Annotated in this window: 18 protein-coding genes and 1 pseudogene; 3 read left to right on the top strand and 16 right to left on the bottom strand. The window is 65.4% G+C overall.

Translation table 11 applies throughout. The annotated features are described in order from the left end of the window. Positions 1–196: 196 nt before the first annotated feature. From ACP26O_RS15900 to argB, 9 genes and pseudogenes are all read right to left on the bottom strand, one after another. Positions 197–739 (bottom strand): fimbrial protein, encoded by a 543-nt coding sequence (locus tag ACP26O_RS15900; protein ID WP_175665904.1) that lies wholly within the window; start codon positions 737–739, stop codon positions 197–199. 246 nt (positions 740–985) lie between these two features. After that, positions 986–1,615, bottom strand: coding sequence for a fimbrial protein (locus ACP26O_RS15895; protein ID WP_175665905.1), 630 nt, complete (start codon positions 1,613–1,615; stop codon positions 986–988). A 471-nt stretch (positions 1,616–2,086) separates the two neighbouring features. After that, positions 2,087–4,624, bottom strand: coding sequence for a fimbria/pilus outer membrane usher protein (locus ACP26O_RS15890; protein ID WP_244099051.1), 2,538 nt, complete (start codon positions 4,622–4,624; stop codon positions 2,087–2,089). Between the two features lie 187 nt (positions 4,625–4,811). Beyond that, a complete protein-coding gene (locus tag ACP26O_RS15885; protein WP_175665907.1) occupies positions 4,812–5,576 on the bottom strand; it encodes a fimbrial biogenesis chaperone in 765 nt (254 codons plus the stop codon). Positions 5,577–5,671: 95 nt separating this feature from the next. Next, the gene (locus ACP26O_RS15880) at positions 5,672–6,214 is read right to left on the bottom strand and encodes a fimbrial protein (protein ID WP_175665908.1); all 543 of its coding nucleotides are present in this window, start codon (positions 6,212–6,214) and stop codon (positions 5,672–5,674) included. A gap of 213 nt (positions 6,215–6,427) precedes the next feature. Continuing rightward, positions 6,428–6,559 (bottom strand): annotated as a pseudogene (locus tag ACP26O_RS15875) (ISAs1 family transposase); the annotation flags it as partial. Positions 6,560–6,794: 235 nt separating this feature from the next. Continuing rightward, complete coding sequence (gene slmA, locus ACP26O_RS15870) at positions 6,795–7,460, bottom strand: nucleoid occlusion factor SlmA (protein WP_175665909.1); 666 nt, start codon at positions 7,458–7,460, stop codon at positions 6,795–6,797. Continuing rightward, on the bottom strand, positions 7,427–8,218 hold the full coding sequence (locus ACP26O_RS15865; RefSeq protein WP_175665910.1) for a pyrimidine 5'-nucleotidase: 792 nt from the start codon (positions 8,216–8,218) through the stop codon (positions 7,427–7,429). The genes slmA and ACP26O_RS15865 overlap by 34 nt, the downstream gene beginning before the upstream one ends. Continuing rightward, complete coding sequence (gene argB, locus ACP26O_RS15860; RefSeq protein WP_006754950.1) at positions 8,215–9,114, bottom strand: acetylglutamate kinase; 900 nt, start codon at positions 9,112–9,114, stop codon at positions 8,215–8,217. Before argB ends, ACP26O_RS15865 begins: the two co-directional genes overlap by 4 nt. 296 nt (positions 9,115–9,410) lie before the next feature. Between argB and ACP26O_RS15855 the strand changes: the two genes are divergently transcribed. The 3 genes from ACP26O_RS15855 to ACP26O_RS15845 all read left to right on the top strand — a co-directional run bounded on the left by ACP26O_RS15855 (position 9,411) and on the right by ACP26O_RS15845 (position 11,730). Then, positions 9,411–9,635: a cysteine-rich CWC family protein gene (locus ACP26O_RS15855; RefSeq protein WP_175665911.1), complete on the top strand. Its 225-nt coding sequence runs from the start codon at positions 9,411–9,413 to the stop codon at positions 9,633–9,635. A 132-nt stretch (positions 9,636–9,767) separates the two neighbouring features. Further along, positions 9,768–11,174: an ATP-binding protein gene (locus ACP26O_RS15850; protein ID WP_175665912.1), complete on the top strand. Its 1,407-nt coding sequence runs from the start codon at positions 9,768–9,770 to the stop codon at positions 11,172–11,174. A 13-nt stretch (positions 11,175–11,187) separates the two neighbouring features. Next, entirely contained in the window at positions 11,188–11,730 is a 543-nt protein-coding gene (locus tag ACP26O_RS15845; RefSeq protein WP_011658200.1) for a response regulator transcription factor, read from the top strand. 101 nt (positions 11,731–11,831) lie between these two features. On the opposite strand, the gene hslU is transcribed toward ACP26O_RS15845, so the two are convergent. From hslU to ACP26O_RS15810, 7 genes are all read right to left on the bottom strand, one after another. Beyond that, positions 11,832–13,175: an ATP-dependent protease ATPase subunit HslU gene (hslU, locus tag ACP26O_RS15840; RefSeq protein ID WP_175665913.1), complete on the bottom strand. Its 1,344-nt coding sequence runs from the start codon at positions 13,173–13,175 to the stop codon at positions 11,832–11,834. A 10-nt stretch (positions 13,176–13,185) separates the two neighbouring features. Beyond that, complete coding sequence (gene hslV / locus ACP26O_RS15835; protein WP_006760749.1) at positions 13,186–13,722, bottom strand: ATP-dependent protease subunit HslV; 537 nt, start codon at positions 13,720–13,722, stop codon at positions 13,186–13,188. A 235-nt stretch (positions 13,723–13,957) separates the two neighbouring features. Further along, positions 13,958–14,374 carry an RNA polymerase-binding protein DksA gene (gene dksA / locus ACP26O_RS15830; RefSeq protein ID WP_006477498.1) on the bottom strand — a complete coding sequence of 139 codons (417 nt, stop codon included), beginning with the start codon at positions 14,372–14,374 and terminating at the stop codon, positions 13,958–13,960. Between the two features lie 490 nt (positions 14,375–14,864). After that, a complete protein-coding gene (locus ACP26O_RS15825; protein WP_175665914.1) occupies positions 14,865–15,944 on the bottom strand; it encodes a CobW family GTP-binding protein in 1,080 nt (359 codons plus the stop codon). Between the two features lie 192 nt (positions 15,945–16,136). Beyond that, positions 16,137–17,351, bottom strand: coding sequence for a class I SAM-dependent rRNA methyltransferase (locus ACP26O_RS15820; protein ID WP_175665915.1), 1,215 nt, complete (start codon positions 17,349–17,351; stop codon positions 16,137–16,139). 76 nt (positions 17,352–17,427) lie between these two features. After that, positions 17,428–18,348: a tyrosine recombinase XerC gene (gene xerC / locus ACP26O_RS15815; RefSeq protein WP_012364947.1), complete on the bottom strand. Its 921-nt coding sequence runs from the start codon at positions 18,346–18,348 to the stop codon at positions 17,428–17,430. 13 nt (positions 18,349–18,361) lie between these two features. Continuing rightward, the gene (locus ACP26O_RS15810; protein WP_175665916.1) at positions 18,362–19,087 is read right to left on the bottom strand and encodes a DUF484 family protein; all 726 of its coding nucleotides are present in this window, start codon (positions 19,085–19,087) and stop codon (positions 18,362–18,364) included. Positions 19,088–19,094: the final 7 nt, after the last annotated feature.

Below are 19,094 nucleotides of genomic sequence, written 5' to 3'. Positions count from 1 at the left end.
GCGGTCGAGCGGGTCTGTTTCAAGCCGACTGGCGGGCGATGACGATCGAGCGGGCGCCCGGTCGGTCCGACATGGATAGGTGTTGGGTGTGGGGCGGCGCGGGTACGGCGCCCGTCGGGAAAGCCGGGGCACGCGTCCCGCCGTGCGCCCGGGCAACGAACCGACGCGCGCGGAGCGCGCGCCGGTTCGCCGTCTTTTACTGATACATGATCGAGTACATGACGGACGTATTCACCGTACCCTGGCCTGCGGGGCCGCCCGTTGCGACATATTGGGCGTAGTACGGCAGGTCCGCCGCGCCGTTCGACAGTGCGACCGACTTCGAGTTTTCATCGGCCTTGCCGACGCCGATGTTGGTCGAATCGCCGTTGAGCAGGCCGACTTCGACGTTCTTCGCGGTGCCGGTTGCATTGAGCAACTGGCCGGTCGTTGCGTTGACCGTGGTGCCCGGTTCGAAGTGCGTGTAGACGTTCCCGCTTGCCGGCGAGCAGTTTTTCAACCCGATCTTGAACGGCGTGCGGCCGGCCGTCGCGCCGCCGGTGGCGAGCGCCGTCGTCGACACCTTCGGCAGCGCGACCGTGAAGTCCTTGCCGCCCGTGCCGTTGCCGTCGATCGTGCAGGTCTGCGTACCGATGTTGCCGTTGATGGTGATCGTGCCATCGGTGGCGTGCGACACGGCCGGCAGGGTTGCTGCGGCAACGACGGTGAGTGCTGCGATGCTGGAGAGTGCGAACTTCATATCAATTCCTCTGGTACTGGTTGAGAAAAAAGGACTTCAGCGTCAGGTCGCCCGGCTGTCATGACAGGTCGTCCGGGCAACATTCGACTTCGTCCGAAAATCGACCTTCCAAAACAGTCTGATAGGACTGAAAAGTGAAAGGCCATTCAGCCATCGATCGGAAGATGGCCGTCAGTGCGTACCGGTCGCTCCGTGTGATCCGGCGACCGGTACTACCGAATTGCTGTGCTGGCTAACGCGCCGTTCCTACTGATAGCTCATCGTGAACGTCGCGACGCCTTTGACCGTCCCGGGGGAAACCTGGCCGGTTGCGATGTATTGCGCGCTGAGCGGAATACTGGTGGTCGTGGCCGACGGGCCCACATACCACTGATTCGGAGTGGTTGTTGCAGCCGAATCCGGTCCGTAGTTGACGGGATTGCCGTTCCGCAGAATTCGCAGCTTCACGCCTTTCGCAGATGAATCTTGGGTGAGTGTCAATTGGTTGGTCAGGTTTCCGGTGTCGGTTAAGTCGGTTAGCGTCACGTATACATTCGAGCCGGCCTTGCAAGACAGCGCGATATTGAAGTCTTTATCGCCGGCAGTTGTGCCGATCGCGCTCAATTTGCTCGCGCTGATCGGTTGCAAGGGGACGGGGACCGATGGCGTCAAAACATTGCAACTCTGGACCATCGGCACATATTTCCCGTATTGGACCCAGGAAAATGACCATATCAGGGCCTGTTCTCCGTTAGGTCTGTTATTGAACATGTATATGTAAAAGTTGTGCTCGGCTACACCGGTAGGTGCATTGGGGAAATTGTAAATAGCATCGCTTACCTTGATTACTTCTATCTTGATTCTCAATGCGCCTTGAATGGGGTAGGTATCGGTCATCGGAGGGCTCCACGCCTGACCCCTTACCGACATTACCTGGCCGGTGTCCGCATTGGTGACCCTGAAGCCAATGGTTCCCCATATAGTGGCTGTGCTTGTTCTCGGTTTGAATACGCCCGGAATATCCGTCGGATAATAATTCGTTGAAAACTCTAATCTCCATCCACTGGGGTTGGCTTGGCATTTGTATCCATACTCGAATATCTCGGAGGCGAGTACGGTTCCATTGGGAGCCCGGGGAGGGACGATGATGTCCGCTTTGGCAAACGCATAAAAGCGCTGATAGCTCGATCCGGTATTGGGAACATATTCACATCTCTGTGCGTGAGCAATTCCTCCGCCCAGTAATAATGGCGATAGCCAGGTGATTAATAATCCAAAAAAGTAAAACGTGAATCTTCGAGAGGCGAATTTCATGTTGTCTGACCGGTGTATTGAATATCCGAAGGGCGATGTCGTGCGTCGAGCGGCCTATGGGCGGCTCTTATTCAATGAATAGTCGCATTTCGATTCGATGCGCTCGTATGCGGCATGCTTGCTTCGCTCGATCGGCAAACTGTAGGAGAACGTACAAGCGTCGGCAGTGCGGTTACCCCACTTCGCCGTCAACACGCCTGAGTCCTTCAAGTCACGGGTGAACAGCGTGCCGCCCTGTCCGGACCAGCCGATCGCGTTGCCGTCGGCATCGGCCACGGTGCTGCCGAACGGTACGGGCGTGCCGTCCGGCTGGCGAATCGTGAGCAGCACGGCGCGGCCGGTTGTCGTCCCGAACTTGACCTTGACGACCGAATTCGCTCGCGGAGCGACCTGCTGGCTGGTCGACTGCATTTCGACGTCGATTGGAATGCCTTTCGGATCGAGTTCGATCGTGTTCATCTGATACGGCGTCAGATACGGGATCACCGCGAAGCCGCGACGATCGATCCGGACGTCCGTGCCGTTGGTGATGCTTGCTCCGACGGCATCCTTCGCTTCGACGATCGCGACCGTATCGCCGAGCTCGTTGGCGAGCGTGACGCCGCCCGCGTGACCGACGAGCGCGCCCGATACGCCGGCGGATACGCTCGAGTAGCCACTGCCACCGCTCGCGCTGCCGGAGAACGTTGCCCAGGGGCTCCGATATTGCACATTGCCGCCGCCGGAAGTCGCACCGCTGCTGGAATTGACGTTCACGCCATACGAGAGCGCGGCGGACTTGCCAACGGTACCGGTCAGCGCCATCTGCTCGGTCGTGCCGCCCTGGCTGTCGTGCGCGATGCTCGTGCTCAGCGTCGGCGCGTATGACCGTCGGCCGAGCGGAACCGTCAGGTTCGCGTACACCTGGTTGTTCAAGCGGCCCGAATAGCCGTCCCGCTGCCGCGAGACCGACAGGTTGTAGCTCAGGTTGACGCCGAGGAGCCGCAGGCTGTTGTTGTAGCCGAGCTGGAACTGCGTCGTCGTCCCCTGGCGGTTCCAGTAGTTGACCGACGAGCCCACCGCGAACAGACTGCCGCGTTTTTCGCCGAGCGACTGGTTCAGCGTCAGCTGGACCTGGTTCCGCTGCCGGTAAACGTTGTTCGGATCCATGCCGGCGGCTGACATCTCGCGCGCATACATCGCGTCGCGCATGCCCCAGTAACCGCGCGACGAGTAGCGGTACGCGGCGACCGCGATGTTCGTGCCCGTCGCGTCGACAGACTTGCTGTAGCTCACGCGCACACTTTGCCCGCTCGTTGCCGACACGCCCGGGATGCGAGCGCTGGCGTGCGTGACGTCGACGGCGAGCGCGCCGAGCGGTGTGTTGAACGCGGCGCCGACCAGTCCGGCCAGATAGTTCTCAGCGACGATTGCGCCGACATAACCCGTCATCAGGTTGCTGATGCCGCGCTGATAGGTCGCCTGAGCGAAATTCGGATGACGGTTGAGTTGCGGCTCGCGCAACTGCCCGAGCGCGATGCCGAACCGCGAGATGCCGGGGCGCAGCGATTGCACCACCGCCGCATACGGCACCGTGAAGCTGTGTTTTCTGCCGTCGGCTTCGGTGACCGTGACGAGCAGGTTGCCGCCGTAGCCGGTCGCGTACAGGTCGTCGATCTCGAACGGCCCCGGCGCCACGTTGGTTTCGTACAGCACGGCGCCGTTCTGCGATACGGAGACGTGCGCGTTGCTCGTCGCGACGCCGCGAATCATTGGCGCATAGCCGCGCATCGAATCGGGCAGCATCCGGTCGTCCGTCTCGAGGGTGGCGCCGCGCATGCCCACGCTGTCGAACAGCGTGCCGTCGGTGTAGGTTTCGCCGATCTTCAACTGGCTGCGCCACGCCGGCAGGTCGTGCTGAACGTACGTGTTGAGACTTTGATAACGGCTGTCCCCGCGCGTTTGCGCGCTATAAGTGCCGTTGTGCCGCAAATGCCAGGTCCCGATGTTGACGCCGGCATTCAGCCCGAGGTAGCCCTGCGTGCTTTCGTATCCCGACGACGTGTTGCGGAACACGTTGGCGTTGTACTTGAGCGTTGCACTCGGCACGCCACTGTCCCACAGCTCCGGGCTCACGTAACCCCGCGGATTGCGCAGCAGCGACGCCTGCGGAATGCTCACGTTCAGACGCAGATCCGACATGTCGAATACGACCGTCGCGTCGGCCACCAGTTTGTCGATGTCCGTGCACTCGCCGGCCTGTACACGGACCAGCTCGGTGCGCGCCGAGTCGGTCAGCGCCTCGTCGTTGAGGCCGAGCCGGCTCACGAGCGCGCGATCGAAGCACGGCGTCGCGTTGACCGCGCCTGCCGCTGCGTTGAAGCGCACCGTCGAGCGGCCGGTCCAGGTTTCGTTCACGTAGAGGTCGACGAGATAATCGCCGGCCGGGACAGGATTGCCTTTCGCGAAGCGATCGAGGTCGAGCCGCTGGCCGCGCGGCTTCATCATCAGCGTATCGTTGAACTGAACCTGCGCGACCTGGAAGCCTTCCGCCGATGCAGCCGGCGTTTCGTCGGCGCACGCGCCGGCAGCCCAACTGCCCAGCGCTGCCATGACGAACAGATAGCCCGGTTTAAGCGCGAAACGCGCGGGGGCCTCCGGGATGAAAATAAAATGATTCGCTCGCATGAATTCAATGTATTGATGCCGCATCGTCATATTGCGAGCGACGGTCTGCCAGCGCCGGTACGATTGCCGCACCGTCGATCAGCGACGGGTTAAGTCGGGAACGGTCGCGGCGTCAGTGCGATTTGTTCGGTGCGTAGCGGCCTTCGATGCCCGCCCCGTAGTCGTTGAGGAATGTGTAATCGACCTCGATGGGCGCGCCGGGCGCCGACTGCACGTTGCCAACGTCGAATTGTTCGGTGGCCCCCGGCTTGACCATGCCACCCTTGTCGTTGGTCCATGTGGCGTCGCCTGACTTGACGGTCAGCTTGGTGAACGTCACGTGATAGGGCGTCGGGTTTTTCGCTTGCAGCGCATAACCGCCGCCGGCCTTCGGTGCGAAGTTCCAGGTGACTTTTTCCGCGGATTCGTCGGCGACACCCTGTAGCGCGGCTGGCCGGAAGAACAGCTTGATGCGCGTACGGAACGCGAGCTGCAGCAGGTTCGGCGAGTTTGAATCGTCGGCTGCTTGAGGCGGGACGTCGAGCACGTTGAGCCAGTACAGCGTTTCCTTGTCCTGTGCGAGCGGTTCCTGCGTATAGATCAGGCGCAGGCTCTGGCCTTTCTTCGGATCGAGGCGGAACAGCGGCGGCGTCAGCATGAACGGTACCTTCGACTCGTCGGGCAGCGCGTTTGCATGACCGTCGTCGATCCATGCCTGCACCAGCGACGGCCTGTCGCCCTCGTTGGTCAGCTTGACCGTTACCTCGCGTTCCTTTTCCGGATAGACCACGCGCGTTCCGCCGATCACGACGCTTGCGTCCGCAGTACCCATGCCGGAAAGCGAGGCGACCAGCGCTGCGGCGCCCACGCTCGAGCGCCAGTTCATTGGCATCGTCATCGCCGATTTCTCCCTGTAGATGATCAGACTCGCTGTCGGTCGGCCCGCGCGCCGCTCCTGCTTTGCGCGCCCGGGCCGCCGGTCAGAAAACCGGGTTATTGGTACGAGACCGAGTACATGACCGACGTACCGACCTTGCCTGCCGTGGCAGCACCGCCGGTTGCAACGTATTGCGCGTAGTAGTTGAGCTCTGCCGAGCCGCCTGCGATCGCCACGGTCTGCGAGTTCTGCTGCGCTTGCGCTGCGCCGAGCTTGATGTTCGTACCGTCCTTGTTCAGCAGACCGACCTCGACGTTCTTCGCGTCACCCGTCGCGTTGAACAACTGGCCCGTCTGCGCGTTGACCGTCGTGCCCGGCTCGAAGTACACCGATGCGTTGCCGGAATTCGGCGAGCAGTTCGACAGGTTGATGCGGAACGGCTTGCGGCCGGCGGTCGAACCCGCCACGGAGAGTGCCGACGTCGACACATTGGGCAGCGTGACCGTGAAATCCTTGCCGCCGCCGTCACCCGAGATGTTGCAGGTCTGGGCAGTGATTTCGCCGGTGATCGTGATCGTGCCGTCGGCTGCCTGAGCCGACGAGGCCGCGGCGAGGAGACCTGCCGTCGCCATCAGAATGGGAAGTGCTTTTTTGGACATTTAAGTACCTGTTAGTAAGGGCCTCGCGTCGAAAGACGACGCACGGACGTTTCCATCGCGCTGTCGCGCGTCGCTGCCACGGGGCGGCAGCAGTGGCAGGAAACAGGCGCTATTTTTTCAAAGTAAGGCAACCGAAAGAATGGGACGAGTTCTAACTCGAGCCTTTATAATTCGCGTCAAGTACTAAATTTCTTTTAAGAATTGTCAGGGGGCCCAGTGCGAACGCACGGCACGTGCGATACGTGCAGCGTCTGGCGGCAAGCTGGAGACGTAATAGCGTCGCTCGGTGGCGACCGCATCGCCAATTTCCCGAGTCGACTCGACCATCGCGATGGTATTCAGGCCTGGCGGCGGTTCATTCAGGCGACGGTATATTCAGGATGGCGAATTAATATGGGCCGTGCGTCGGATACGACACCGGGTCCCGAGTCAGGCTGTCAATATAGCCGGCTGGGGGGGCAGGCAAGGTTGCGCCGGGCGTCCCGACGACCATGGAATGGGCGCTAGCACGTCGGTGATGTCATCACGCGCTTCCGCTGGATGAAAGCGCCCCGAGGCGCTTCCGTCGTCGCCTCGCGCTTTATTGCAGGATCAGCCGCAAATGCGCATCGGCCTGCTCGGCGGGCGGCTTCTGGAACCCGCCCTTCGCGAAGCGGTGCCACCGGCCGATCACGTAGCTGACGAGCAGGCTCGCGCGCGCGGCGGGATCGTAGTCGGCCGGCAACGCGAATGGTGCGGCGCCGTCCTGGGGTGCGTTGGCCTCCGTGCGCGCGACCCTCAGGCATTGCTTGACGGTCGCCTCGATCCGGTCGAGCAACTGATTCACGCGTTCGGTGAGGCGCTCGTCCTCTCCGACGAGTGCCTCGCCGGTCAGCACGCGCGTCATCCCCGGGTTCTTCGCGGTGAAATTGAGCATCGTCAGCGCGATCGTGCGTGCCTGCAGCACGCCGTTCGGCTCCTTCGCGACGATCTGGTTGACGAGTCCGAACAGCGCCTGCTCGATGAACTCGATCAGCCCTTCGTACATCTTCGCCTTGCTGGCGAAATGCCGGTAGAGCGCGGCTTCCGACACATCGAGCCTGGCCGCGAGCGCGGCGGTGGTGATTTTCTCGGGCTTCGGCGCCTCGAGCATCGCGGCGAGCGTCTGCAGGATCATCACGCGCCGCTCGCCCGGCTTCGGGCGCGGGCGGGACGGCGTGGCCTGGTCTTCCTTTACGGCTTGGTCCTGCGGGTAAGTCGGCTGCATTTCTGTCGCCCCGATCGTGTGCCCAGTCGGAGCGATTTTAACGAACGAATGCGCTGGTCGACATAATGTGGACGGCCGATGCTCGGCAGATGGCCCGGCAGGTGGCCGGTGATCCATACGGTACCGATGCCGAGCCGCTTGTAGCGTTTCAGATGGCTGCGGGTATCTTCGACGAGGATCGCGTCGGCCAGCCGCGCATGCGCGGCACGCAAAGCCCGGCGCAGCATCGTGTGGTCGGGCTTCGCGCGCCAGGTGCGCCGGTCGCGCATGTGCTCGATCGCGATCACGCGTTCGAACAGCCGCTCGATGCGCAACTCGCGCAGTACCGCACGCGCGTAGTTCTCCGGCGCGTTGGTCAGCACGAACTTGCGGCCCGGCAGCGCGGCGATGATGCGCGCGAGGCCGCGCTCGGCCCGCAGCATCGCGGGCAGGTCGGCAAACGTGTGGACGACCCGCAGGAAGTCGTGCGGATCGATCGGATGATGGCGCGTGAGGCCGAGGAGCGCGGCGCCGTAGCGCTGCGTGTAGCCGGTGCGCAGCCGGTCGGCCTCGACACGCCCGACGTGGAGCGTGTCGATGATGTACTGCGTCATCGCGCGGTTGATCTCCGGAAAGATCGCGTGCGATGCGTGGTGCAGCGTGTTGTCGAGATCGAACAGCCAGACGGGCGCGCCGGCACGCGGCCGGCTGCGAGAGATGCGCCGGCGTCGCAGCGACGCCGGCAGGTCGGAACGCTTGGGCAGGCGGCGTGCGCTCAATGCGAGCGGATCATCGTGCCGAACGGCTGCTCGGTCAGGATTTCCAGCAGGACCGAGTGCTCGATCCGGCCGTCGACGATGTGCACCGACTTCACGCCGCTCTTCGCGGCGTCGAGCGCCGACGAGATCTTCGGCAGCATGCCGCCCGAGATCGTGCCGTCCTCGAACAGCGCGTCGATCTCGCGTGCCGACAGGTCGGTCAGCAGGTTGCCGTCCTTGTCCATCACGCCGGGGATGTTGGTCATCATCAGCAGCTTCTCGGCGTTCAGCACGGTCGCGAGCTTGCCGGCGACGAGGTCGGCATTGATGTTGTACGACAGGCCGTCCTCACCGAAGCCGATCGGCGAGATCACCGGGATGAACGCGTCGTCCTGCAGCGCCTTCACGACGGCCGGATTGATCGCCTCGACTTCGCCGACCTGGCCGATGTCGATGTACTGGCCCGGGTTGTCGCGGTCCGGCATCAGCAGCTTGCGCGCGTGGATCAGGCCGCCGTCCTTGCCCGTCAGGCCCACCGCATGGCCGCCGAAGTGGTTGATCAGCGTCACGATGTCCTGCTGCACTTCGCCGCCCAGCACCCATTCGACGACTTCCATCGTCTCTTCGTCGGTGACGCGCATGCCCTGGATGAAGGTGCCGGCCTTGCCGATCTTCTTCAGTGCCTGATCGATCTGCGGACCGCCGCCGTGGACGATCACCGGATTGATGCCGACCAGTTTCAGCAGGATCACGTCGCGTGCGAAGCCTTGCTTGAGCCGCTCTTCCGTCATCGCATTGCCGCCGTATTTGATGACCACGGTCTTGCCGTGATAGCGACGGATGTACGGCAGCGCTTCCGCGAGGATTTCTGCTTTCAGCGTGGGGGCGATCTGCGAGAGGTCGATGGGCTCGGACATGGCGGCAGCTCTGGCTGGGAACGGTTGAAACAGGGCGAATTGTACAGGAGTGGCGCAGCGCAGCATCGGGTTTTTGGGCTGGCCGGACGGAGGGTGCCGCGGGCCGCGGCCCATACGCGGCGGCCCGCCGGCCGTGGCGCGGGGCCTCGCGACGGCGCCGCGGGCCGGGCGGGCGGCGCGTGTGCCCGGACGTGTTTTGCGGGACGCATCGGCCGATCGGCCGACGTGCAAAATCCGTTCGCCGCGCTATGCTTGTCGCGTAGGGTGACGTTCATGCCCGTTACCGCGCCTTCGCCATGACCGATTCCGCCGTCGACACTCGTTCGACCCCGCGCCGCGCGCGCTGCCCGCACTGCGGGCGCGGCTTCGACTGCGGCGCCGGTACCCAGCCGTTCGACTGCTGGTGTGCGTCGATGCCGGTCGTGCCCGGCGGCGCGCCGCCGGCGGCCGGCACGCGCTGCCGGTGCCCCGAGTGCCTCGCCGACGAGATCGCCCAGCGCATGGCCGGTGCGGCCGGCTGACGGTGCAGGCTCGTGCGACCGGCCGAGGCGCCGGCTCGTCCGGCCGTGCCTTGGTGCGTTCGTGGGTGCATTCGTCCGCCACGATCCGGCCCCCGGTAGAGGCGCCGCGCGCTAAACGGGTAAACTGCTCGGATGCAACGAATCACCACTACCGGGCGCGTCAACCTCAGTCACCTGTTCTGGCTGCGCAATCTCGCGATCATCGGCCAGCTCGTGACGATCGGCGTCGTGCAGACCTATTTCGGCGTGCATCTGCCGTTGCCGGCGATGCTGATGGTCATCGCGCTCGAAATCGTTTTCAACGCGCTGACCTGGGTGCGCGTGCTGCGCGCGCGGCCCGAGACCGATTTCGAGCTGCTCGGCCAGCTGTGGGTCGACCTCGGTGCGCTGTCGGCGCTGCTGTTCCTGTCGGGCGGCACGACCAACCCGTTCGTGTCGCTGTACCTGCCGTCGCTCGCGATCGCGGCGGCCGTGCTGCCGTGGCACCTGATGATCTGGCTCGCGGCGTTCGCGGTCGCGTGCTACGCGGCGCTCGGCTTCGATTCGGTGCCGCTCAACATGGATAACCCGGCGAACCTGTTCGACTACTACCGCACCGGGATGTGGGTGAACTTCATGGTCAGCGTCGGGCTGATCGCGTGGTTCGTCGCGCGCATGTCGAACGCGCTGCGCCAGCGCGATTCGGCGCTCGGCGAAGCGCAGGCGCACCTGCTGCGCGACGAGCGCGCGGTCGCGCTCGGCGTGCAGGCCGCTACCGTCGCCCACGAGATGGGTACGCCGCTGTCGACGATCGCGATGCTCGCGGAGGAACTGCGCGACGCGGCACGCGCCGATCCGGGGCTGGCGCGCTACGAGGCCGACCTGAAGGTGCTGGAAGAGCAGATGACGCTCTGCACGTCGGCACTCGCGCGCCTGCGCAGCCGCGCGAGCGCGCCGGCGAGCCGCCAGCCGGTGGACGACTGGCTCGATACCTTCGTCGAACACTGGCGCCTGCGGCATCCGCACGTGCAGTTCGAACTGCTCGGCGCGCGCCCGTCGGGCGTCGCGCTCGACGACACGGTCGCGGCCGGCCAGATCCTGACGATCCTGCTCGACAACGCCGCGCGGGCGAGCCCGCATCGCGTGACGCTGGCCGCGAAGCTCGCGCACAACGAGCGGGCGGCCGACCAGATCGAATTCGAAGTACGCGACGACGGCCCGGGCATTCCGGCCGCGTTGCGCGAATCGCTCGGCGCGATGCCGGTCGACAGCACGCAGGGCGGACACGGCGTCGGCCTGTACCTCGCGTTCAGCGCGGCCGTGCGCCTGGGCGGCGAGATCGAGCTGTCCGATGTCACGCCGCGCGCGGCGGGCGGCAACGGGCGCGCCGCAGGCGGCGCGAATGGTCACGCCGCTGCCGCGTCGGGCCAGCGCACGAACGAACGGGCGGCAGCCGCGCCGGACAGCCGGCCGGCCGGCTCGCCGGGCCGCGGCACGCGCGCGGTGCTGCGCCTGCCGGTGGCGCGCATCGCGGCGCCGGCCGCCTCAACCAACACGTAGACGGAGAAACCACATGAGCGAGAACAATTTCCTGGTGATCGACGACAACGAGGTGTTCGCGGGCACGCTCGCGCGCGGTCTCGAACGCCGCGGCTATGCGGTCCAGCAGGCGCACGACAAGGAGGCGGCGCTGCGGCTCGCGGCCGGCGGCAAGTTCCAGTTCATCACCGTCGACCTGCATCTCGGCGAGGATTCGGGGCTGAGCCTGATCGCGCCGCTGTGCGACCTGCAGCCCGACGCGCGGATCCTCGTGCTGACCGGCTATGCGAGCATCGCGACCGCCGTGCAGGCCGTGAAGGAGGGCGCCGACAACTATCTCGCGAAGCCCGCGAACATCGAGTCGATCCTGGCCGCGCTGCAGACCAATGCCAGCGAAGTGCAGGCCGACGAGGCGCTCGAGAATCCGGTCGTGCTGTCGGTCGACCGGCTCGAATGGGAGCACATCCAGCGCGTGCTCGCGGAGAACAACAACAACATCTCGGCCACCGCGCGCGCGCTGAACATGCACCGCCGCACGCTGCAGCGCAAGCTCGCGAAGAAGCCGGTGCGCCAGTAAGCGGCGCCGCGCCGTCGGCGTGCCGCACCAACGGCACCAACGGCACCAACGAAAACGGGCGGCCCGCCGGGCCGCCCGTTTCGCATTCGACGCCGCGCGCGTTACAGCACGTAGCGCGACAGGTCTTCGTCCTGCGACACTTCGCCGAGCGCATGCTCGACATATTTCGCGTCGATCGTCACGCGCTCGCCGGCGTGGTTGCCGGCCGAGAACGACACTTCCTCGAGCAGCTTCTCGATCACCGTGTACAGCCGGCGCGCACCGATGTTCTCGGTCTTCTCGTTGACCGCATACGCGATCTCGGCGAGGCGGCGGATGCCGTCCGCGGCGAACTCGAGCTGCACGTCTTCCGTGGCGAGCAGCGCCTGGTACTGCTTGACGAGGCTCGCGTCGGTCGCGTCGAGGATCGCCTCGAAATCCTCCACCGACAGCGAGTCGAGCTCGACGCGGATCGGAAAGCGCCCCTGCAGTTCGGGAATCAGGTCGCTCGGCTTCGCGAGGTGGAACGCGCCGCTCGCGATGAACAGGATGTGATCGGTCTTCACCATCCCGTACTTCGTGTTGACGGTCGTGCCCTCGACGAGCGGCAGCAGGTCGCGCTGCACGCCCTGGCGCGACACTTCGCCGCCGCTGCCTTCGTTGTTGCGCGACGTGATCTTGTCGATCTCGTCGAGGAACACGATGCCGTTCTGCTCGACGTTCTGCACGGCCTTCGTCTTCACTTCCTCGTCGTTGAGCATCTTCGCCGCTTCCTCGTCGGTCAGCAGCTTCAGCGCTTCCTTGATCTTGACCTTGCGGCGCTGCTTCTTGCCGCTGCCGAGGTTCGAGAACATCGAGCGGATCTGCTCGGTCATTTCTTCCATCCCCGGCGGCGCCATGATGTCCATGCCGGCCGACGGCTGCTCGAGGTCGAGCTCGACTTCCTTGTCGTCGAGCTGGCCTTCGCGCAGGCGCTTGCGGAAGGTCTGGCGCGTCGCGTTGTTGTCGTCGTTCGCGTGATCGGCGTTGCCGCCGAAGCCGACCGCGCGCGGTTGCGGCAGCAGGACGTCCAGGATGCGGTCTTCCGCCTGGTCGGTCGCCTTGCTGCGCACCTTGCGCATCTCGGCTTCACGCGTCTGCTTGACCGAGATCTCGATCAGGTCGCGCACGATGCTGTCGACGTCACGGCCGACGTAGCCGACTTCGGTGAACTTGGTTGCTTCGATCTTGACGAACGGCGCATCGGCGAGCTTCGCGAGGCGGCGCGCGATTTCGGTCTTGCCGACGCCCGTCGGTCCGATCATCAGGATGTTCTTCGGCGTGATTTCCTGGCGCAGCGGCTCGCCGACCTGCTGGCGGCGCCAGCGGTTGCGCAGTGCGACCGCGACGGCCTTCTTCGCCTTGGCCTGACCGATGATGTGCTTGTCGAGTTCCGAGACGATCTCGGCAGGGGTCATGGTGCTCATGGTGCGGTCCTTACTCGATCGTTTCGATGATGCGGTTGTGGTTCGTGTAGATGCACATGTCGCCGGCGATCTCGAGCGACTTCTCGACGATTTCGCGCGGGGACAGCTCGGTGTTCTCCGCGAGCGCGCGGGCCGCGGCCTGGGCGTACGCACCGCCCGAGCCGATCGCGCAGATGCCGCCTTCCGGGTCGAGCACGTCGCCGTTGCCGGTGATCACGAGCGTGGTGGTGGCATCGGCCGTGATCAGCATCGCCTCGAGGCGGCGCAGCATCCGGTCGGTGCGCCAGTCCTTCGCGAGCTCGACGGCCGCGCGGGTCAGGTTGCCCTGGTGCTTCTCGAGCTTCGCCTCGAAGCGATCGAGCAGCGAGAACGCATCGGCGGTGCCGCCCGCGAATCCGACCAGAACCTGGTTGTTGTAGATCCGCCGCACTTTCCGCGCGCCACCCTTCATGACGATGTTGCCGAGGGTTACCTGGCCGTCGCCGCCGAGCGCGACCTTGTCGCCGCGCCGGACCGAAACGATGGTCGTGCCGTGAAATTGCTCCATCTGCGTTCCTTGAGAAAAACGGGGAAGAGTCGGGCGGCGCGAGGCGCCGCCGCGTGAATCGCAGTGCGCCGGGGAGCGGCCCGGCGCGCGTCCGATTCATTTTAGGGCGGGCGCCGGGATATCAAGAGGAGGAAGGGGCAAATCGGCCGGCCGGGAACCGTGCCGGAAAAACAAAAAGCGCGCGGCAGGCCGCGCGCTTCCGGGAAGCAGCGTGTCAGAGCGGAACGCCGCTCGATCAGTCGCCGAACAGCTTCTGGCGCAGCTCGCGGCGCTCTTGCGCCTCGAGCGACAGCGTGGCCGTCGGGCGCGCGAGCAGGCGCGGGATGCCGATCGGTTCGCCGGTTTCCTCGCACCAGCCGTAATCGCCGGAATCGATGCGGGCGAGCGACTGCTGAACCTTCTTGAGGAGCTTGCGTTCGCGGTCGCGCGTACGCAGCTCGAGCGCGTGCTCTTCCTCGATCGTCGCGCGATCGGCGGGGTCGGGCACGATCACCGTCTCGCGCAGATTCTCGGTCGTCTGGCCGGCATTCTTGAGGATGTCCGCCTGCAACTGTTCGAGCCGATTTTTGAAGAAGGCGAGCTGATCCTCATTCATGTAATCCTTGTCGCTCATCTTCAGGATTTCGGCTTCGGTCAAGAGTTTCTTCGTCATCTGCTTGCTTCTTCAATGTGCGGCAAATCAGGAGATATTGCCTGCACTTTGGGATTACCCGCAACCGCGCTTGCAATCATTTGCGATCTGCCGCCGCGGGGCCGAAAGCCTCTGGAAAACCGGTTCTCAAATACCAGGACAGGCCTGGCGCTGATTTGCGCGCGGCGAACCGGTGCTGCGCGGCAAATCGCATCGGCCGCGGCCGGGTGGCGGATGGGCGATCCGGCGCGGTTGCGACGCCCGGTATTGGTTCAGCAAGAACCGGGCCTGTTATTGCCGTACTCCAGCGGGCACGTATTGTAACTGAATCGCAAGCGGGCGCCGTATCGGGTCGATCCCCGTCGGCTGCGCCAATATCTAGAAAATATAACGCGCAAATCGCGAAAAAGCGATGACGGTGAAACCCTTGCCGCGCAAGGCACCCGCCAAGCACCGCGGCCGCCCGTGAAGGCGGCCGCGTGGAAGGCCTGCGATGCCGGGGCCTGAACGCTCAGGCGAGGCAGGCGTCGAGGCCGTCGGTGATCAGGTCCTGCGGCAGATCGACGCCGATGAACACCATCTTGTTGGTCTTCTTCTCGACCGGCAGCCACTTCGCGGCAAGGTCGCTGCCCATCATCTGGTGCACGCCCTGGAACACGACCTTCCGATCGACGCCCTTCATGTACAGCACGCCCTTGTAGCGCAGCATCCGTTCGCCGTAGATCTGCAGAATCCCGCCGAGGAAGTCTTCCAGCTTGTTCGGGTCGAACGGGCGGTCGTTGCGATACACGAACGACTTGATCTTGTCGTCGTGGTGCGCGTGGTGGTGGTGATGATGGCCGTGGTCGTGATCGTGCGCGCATTGGCCGTGATCGTGGTCGCAATCGGCGTGATCGTGATCATGGCCGTGATCGTGGTGAGCGTGCGCATGGTCGTCCTCGGCGAGGAAATCCGGGTCGATCTCGAGCTTCGCGTTCAGGTTGAAGCCGCGCAGGTCGAAGATTTCCTTGATGTCGGCTTCGCCGAAGTTGACGATCTTGATCGTCGCCTTCGGGTTCATGTGCATCAGGCGGTGCTTGAGGCTGGCGACGGTCTGGTCGTCGACGAGATCCGACTTCGTGATGAACAGGCGATCGGCGAAGCCGACCTGGCGCTGCACGACTTCGTGTTCGTCGAGCTGCGCGTTCGCGTGCTTCGCGTCGACGAGCGTGATGACCGCGTCGAGCAGGAAGTCGTCGGCGATTTCGCTGTCGATGAAGAAGGTTTGCGCGACGGGGCCCGGATTCGCGAGGCCGGTGGTTTCGATCACGATGCGGTCGAAGTCGAGCTTGCCTTCGCGCTTCTTCGCGGCCAGATCGCCGAGCGCGCGGGCGAGGTCGCCGCGGATCGTGCAGCAGATGCAGCCGTTGCTCATCTGGATGATCTGCTCGTTCGAATCCTGCACGAGGATCTCGTTGTCGATGTTCTCTTCGCCGAACTCGTTCTCGATCACGGCGATCTTCATGCCGTGCTGTTCGTTCAGGATGCGCTTGAGCAGCGTCGTCTTGCCGCTGCCGAGGAAGCCGGTGAGGATGGTGACGGGAGTGGCCATGTCGGTCGCCTGTGGTTCGTGAATCGGGGTCAAAACCAGGATGTGCGTCGCGCCTCCCGCTACGAGCGGGGGCGCACAACCATCCATTGAAACATACCTGTCAAGCCCACGCCCGTCGTCCGGACGACAGGCGAAAGCGCTGGCCCGCCAGATCGGGCTGGCGCGCCGGGTTGTCGGCCAAGATCGGGGCGATCAGACGATTTGCAACAGCAGGCCCTTCAGATATTCGCCTTCCGGGAACGCGGCGAGCAGCGGGTGATCGACGCCCGCGCCGAGCCGCTTCAGGATGCGCGCGTCGACCTTCGCGTCGGCCGCCGCGCCCGCGACGATCTTCTGGAACAGGTCCATGTCGATCGCGCCCGAGCACGAGTACGTGAACAGCAGGCCGCCCGGGCGCAGCAGCTTGAAGCCGCTCAGGTTGATGTCCTTGTAGGCGCGCGCCGCGCGATCGACGCTGTCGCGGGTCGGCGCGAACTTCGGCGGATCGAGCACGATCAGGTCGAAACGCTCGCCTTCGTCGACGAGGCGGCGCAGCGTCTTGAATGCATCGGCGTCGAGCCAGGTCGCGCGGTCGGCGTCGAAGCCGTTGGCCACGACGTTCTGCTGCGCGAGCGCGAGCGCATCGCCCGACGAGTCGATCGACACGACGCGTTTCGCGCCGCCCTTGAGCGCCGCGAGCGAGAAGCCGCCCGTGTAGCAGAAGCAGTTCAGCACGTCGCGATCGGCCGAGTACTGCGCGACCAGCGCGCGGTTGTCGCGCTGGTCGACGTAGAAGCCCGTCTTGTGGCCGTTCGGCACGTCGACGTGATAGCGCACGCCGTTTTCGTTCGCGATCAGCGTCGCGGGCGGCGCATCGCCGGCCAGCACGCCGGTCGTCTGTTCGAGCCCTTCCTTGTCGCGGATCGACACGTCCGAGCGTTCGTACACGTTCGGGCAGCCGGTCGCGCCGGTGAGCGCCGCGACGATCGCCTCCTTCCATGCTTCGACGCCCGCGGCCATGAACTGGCAGACGAGCTGGCCGCGCGGCGTGGCGCCGGCTTCGGCCGTGTCCGCGACGTAGTAGTCGACGATCAGCCCCGGCAGCCCGTCGGCCTCGCCGAACACGAGCCGCACCGCGCCCGTGCCCGACACCATCGTCGTACGGTGCGCGACCGCGCGCTGCACGCGGCGCTTGAAGAACGCGTGATCGATCGGCTCGTTCTCGTCGAAGCTCCACACGCGCACGCGGATCTGCGACTGCGGGCTGTACGCGCCGCGCGCGAGGAAGCGGCCGTCGTGCGCACGCACGATGACGGTCGCGCCGGGCGCGGGCTTGCCGTCGACGCGGTCGATCGCATTGGCGTAGATCCACGGATGGCGGCGCAGCAGCGATTTTTCCTTGGACGGCTTGAGGGTGACGGTTTGCATGATGAGATCGAAATGGGCCGTGCGCGAAGCCGGCCGTGGCCGGCCGCCGCGCGCGGCGGGTAACACGGGACGCGCGTCAGTCGCGCTTCTTCGCGCGCGGATGCGCGCTGTCGTAAATCTTCGCGAGGTGCTGGAAGTCGAGCGACGTGTAGACCTGCGTCGCGGAGATGCTCGCGTGGCCCAGCAGTTCCTGCACCGCGCGCAGGTCGCCGCTCGACTGCAGCACGTGCGTCGCGAACGAATGGCGCAGCACGTGCGGGTGGACGTTGGCGGGGATGCCCGCGGCGAGCGCCGCGCGCTTCACGCGCTCGCGCACGACGCCCGGCGCCATCCGGTTGCCGCGCACGGACACGAACAGCGGATGCGGGTCGTGCTTCACGAATTCGCCGCGCACCGCGAGCCACGCGTTCAGCGCATCGATCGCCTTGCGGCCGACCGGCACCTTGCGTTCCTTGTTGCCCTTGCCGCGCACGGTGACTTCGGCTTCGGCGAGATCGAGCCAGCCGGCCGAGCGGTAGCCGTCGGCCTGTGTGTACCTGACGTCGAGCCCGACCAGTTCGGCGAGGCGCAGCCCCGATGAATAGAACAGCTCGAGGATCGCGTGATCGCGGATGCCTTCGGTCGTGCCGGCGAGCGGCGCGTCCATCAGCGCCGAGGCGTCGTCGACCGACAGCGCTTTCGGCAAGGTTTTCGGGCGCTTCGGCGCACGCACCGCGGCGACCGGGTTCGCGGGCATCTCGATGTGCTGCGCGAGCCAGCGGTAGAACGCGCGCCAGGCGGACAGCCGGTGCGAGATCGAGCGCGCCGACAGTCCGCCCGCATGCGCGCGCGCGACCGCGCCGCGCATGTCGACGGCCGTCAGCGTGTCGAGCGGGCGACCGGCGGCGAGTTTCTTCAGTTCGTCGAGTTCGTGCGTGTACGCACGCAGCGTGTGTTCCGACAGCTGCCTGACGTGCTTCAGGTTCGACAGGTAGGCGGCGATCGGATCGTCGGTCATCGCAGGCGCGACATCAGTGCGGCAGCAGGCGCGTGAGCGCGGCGCTCGCAAGCGTCGCGATCTGCGCGAGGAAGTCGGTCGCCATCCCGTCGTGGAAGCGGCGCGGATCGGGCGAGCCGAGCACGAGCAGGCCGAACGCGGGCGCATCGGTGCCGGCGAGCGGCGCGCGCAGCGCGAGCAGCGCGATCGACGTGGCCGCGCCGTCGCCGGCCGGCGCGGCTTCGGCGCCTTCCGCCGCGTTCGCGGCCGGTGCCGCGAGCGCGGGCGCGAGCCACTGGGCAGCCTCGAAACCGGTGTTCGCGCCGCAGTACGGCGTCGACAGCCCGTTCGTGAACAGGCGCACTTCCTCGCCGACCTGGCGCGCGAAATCGGCCTGCGCGTAGGTGTCGGCGACGTCCCACACGCGCAGCGCGGTTTGCGGCACGTCGAACACGTCGGCGATGCCGTCGGCGATCGTGCGCGGCAGCGCGTACGGGTCGCGTTCCGCGATCACGCGCGCGGTCCAGCGGCTGAACTTCGCGGACAGGCTGTCGTTCTCGTGGCCGTAGCGCACGAGCTCGGCGAGCCGGCGCTCGAGATGCTTGTTCTTGTCGCGCAACATCTCCATCTGCCGCTCCTGCAGCGAGATCGCAGCCTTGCCGTGCGGGTTCGCGAGGCGGATCGTCGCGAGCAGTTCGGCGTGCTGCGCGAAGAATTCGGGATTGGCGAGCAGGTAGTCGGCGACTTCGCGATCGTTCATGTGGCTG

The sequence above is a fragment of the Burkholderia sp. R-40 genome (assembly GCF_049942845.1).
In the GTDB taxonomy this organism is placed as follows: domain Bacteria; phylum Pseudomonadota; class Gammaproteobacteria; order Burkholderiales; family Burkholderiaceae; genus Burkholderia; species Burkholderia ambifaria.
Note: the sequence above shows the minus strand (reverse complement) of the source record. Positions and strands in the feature narration are given on the sequence as shown.

Excerpts from the sequence above, each read along its gene's own strand:
- hslU (WP_175665913.1), bottom strand. The coding sequence starts at position 13,175 with ATGAGCACCATGACCCCTGCCGAGATCGTCTCGGAACTCGACAAGCAC.
- argB (WP_006754950.1), bottom strand. The coding sequence starts at position 9,114 with ATGTCCGAGCCCATCGACCTCTCGCAGATCGCCCCCACGCTGAAAGCA.
- ACP26O_RS15895 (WP_175665905.1), bottom strand. The coding sequence starts at position 1,615 with ATGACCGATACCTACCCCATTCAAGGCGCATTGAGAATCAAGATAGAA.
- xerC (WP_012364947.1), bottom strand. The coding sequence starts at position 18,348 with ATGACCGACGATCCGATCGCCGCCTACCTGTCGAACCTGAAGCACGTC.
- hslV (WP_006760749.1), bottom strand. The coding sequence starts at position 13,722 with ATGGAGCAATTTCACGGCACGACCATCGTTTCGGTCCGGCGCGGCGAC.
- ACP26O_RS15855 (WP_175665911.1), top strand. The coding sequence starts at position 9,411 with ATGACCGATTCCGCCGTCGACACTCGTTCGACCCCGCGCCGCGCGCGC.
- ACP26O_RS15885 (WP_175665907.1), bottom strand. The coding sequence starts at position 5,576 with ATGACGATGCCAATGAACTGGCGCTCGAGCGTGGGCGCCGCAGCGCTG.
- ACP26O_RS15850 (WP_175665912.1), top strand. The coding sequence starts at position 9,768 with ATGCAACGAATCACCACTACCGGGCGCGTCAACCTCAGTCACCTGTTC.
- slmA (WP_175665909.1), bottom strand. The coding sequence starts at position 7,460 with ATGCAGCCGACTTACCCGCAGGACCAAGCCGTAAAGGAAGACCAGGCC.
- ACP26O_RS15900 (WP_175665904.1), bottom strand. The coding sequence starts at position 739 with ATGAAGTTCGCACTCTCCAGCATCGCAGCACTCACCGTCGTTGCCGCA.
- ACP26O_RS15820 (WP_175665915.1), bottom strand. The coding sequence starts at position 17,351 with ATGCAAACCGTCACCCTCAAGCCGTCCAAGGAAAAATCGCTGCTGCGC.
- dksA (WP_006477498.1), bottom strand. The coding sequence starts at position 14,374 with ATGACGAAGAAACTCTTGACCGAAGCCGAAATCCTGAAGATGAGCGAC.
- ACP26O_RS15880 (WP_175665908.1), bottom strand. The coding sequence starts at position 6,214 with ATGTCCAAAAAAGCACTTCCCATTCTGATGGCGACGGCAGGTCTCCTC.
- ACP26O_RS15825 (WP_175665914.1), bottom strand. The coding sequence starts at position 15,944 with ATGGCCACTCCCGTCACCATCCTCACCGGCTTCCTCGGCAGCGGCAAG.
- ACP26O_RS15845 (WP_011658200.1), top strand. The coding sequence starts at position 11,188 with ATGAGCGAGAACAATTTCCTGGTGATCGACGACAACGAGGTGTTCGCG.
- ACP26O_RS15890 (WP_244099051.1), bottom strand. The coding sequence starts at position 4,624 with ATGGCAGCGCTGGGCAGTTGGGCTGCCGGCGCGTGCGCCGACGAAACG.
- ACP26O_RS15810 (WP_175665916.1), bottom strand. The coding sequence starts at position 19,087 with ATGAACGATCGCGAAGTCGCCGACTACCTGCTCGCCAATCCCGAATTC.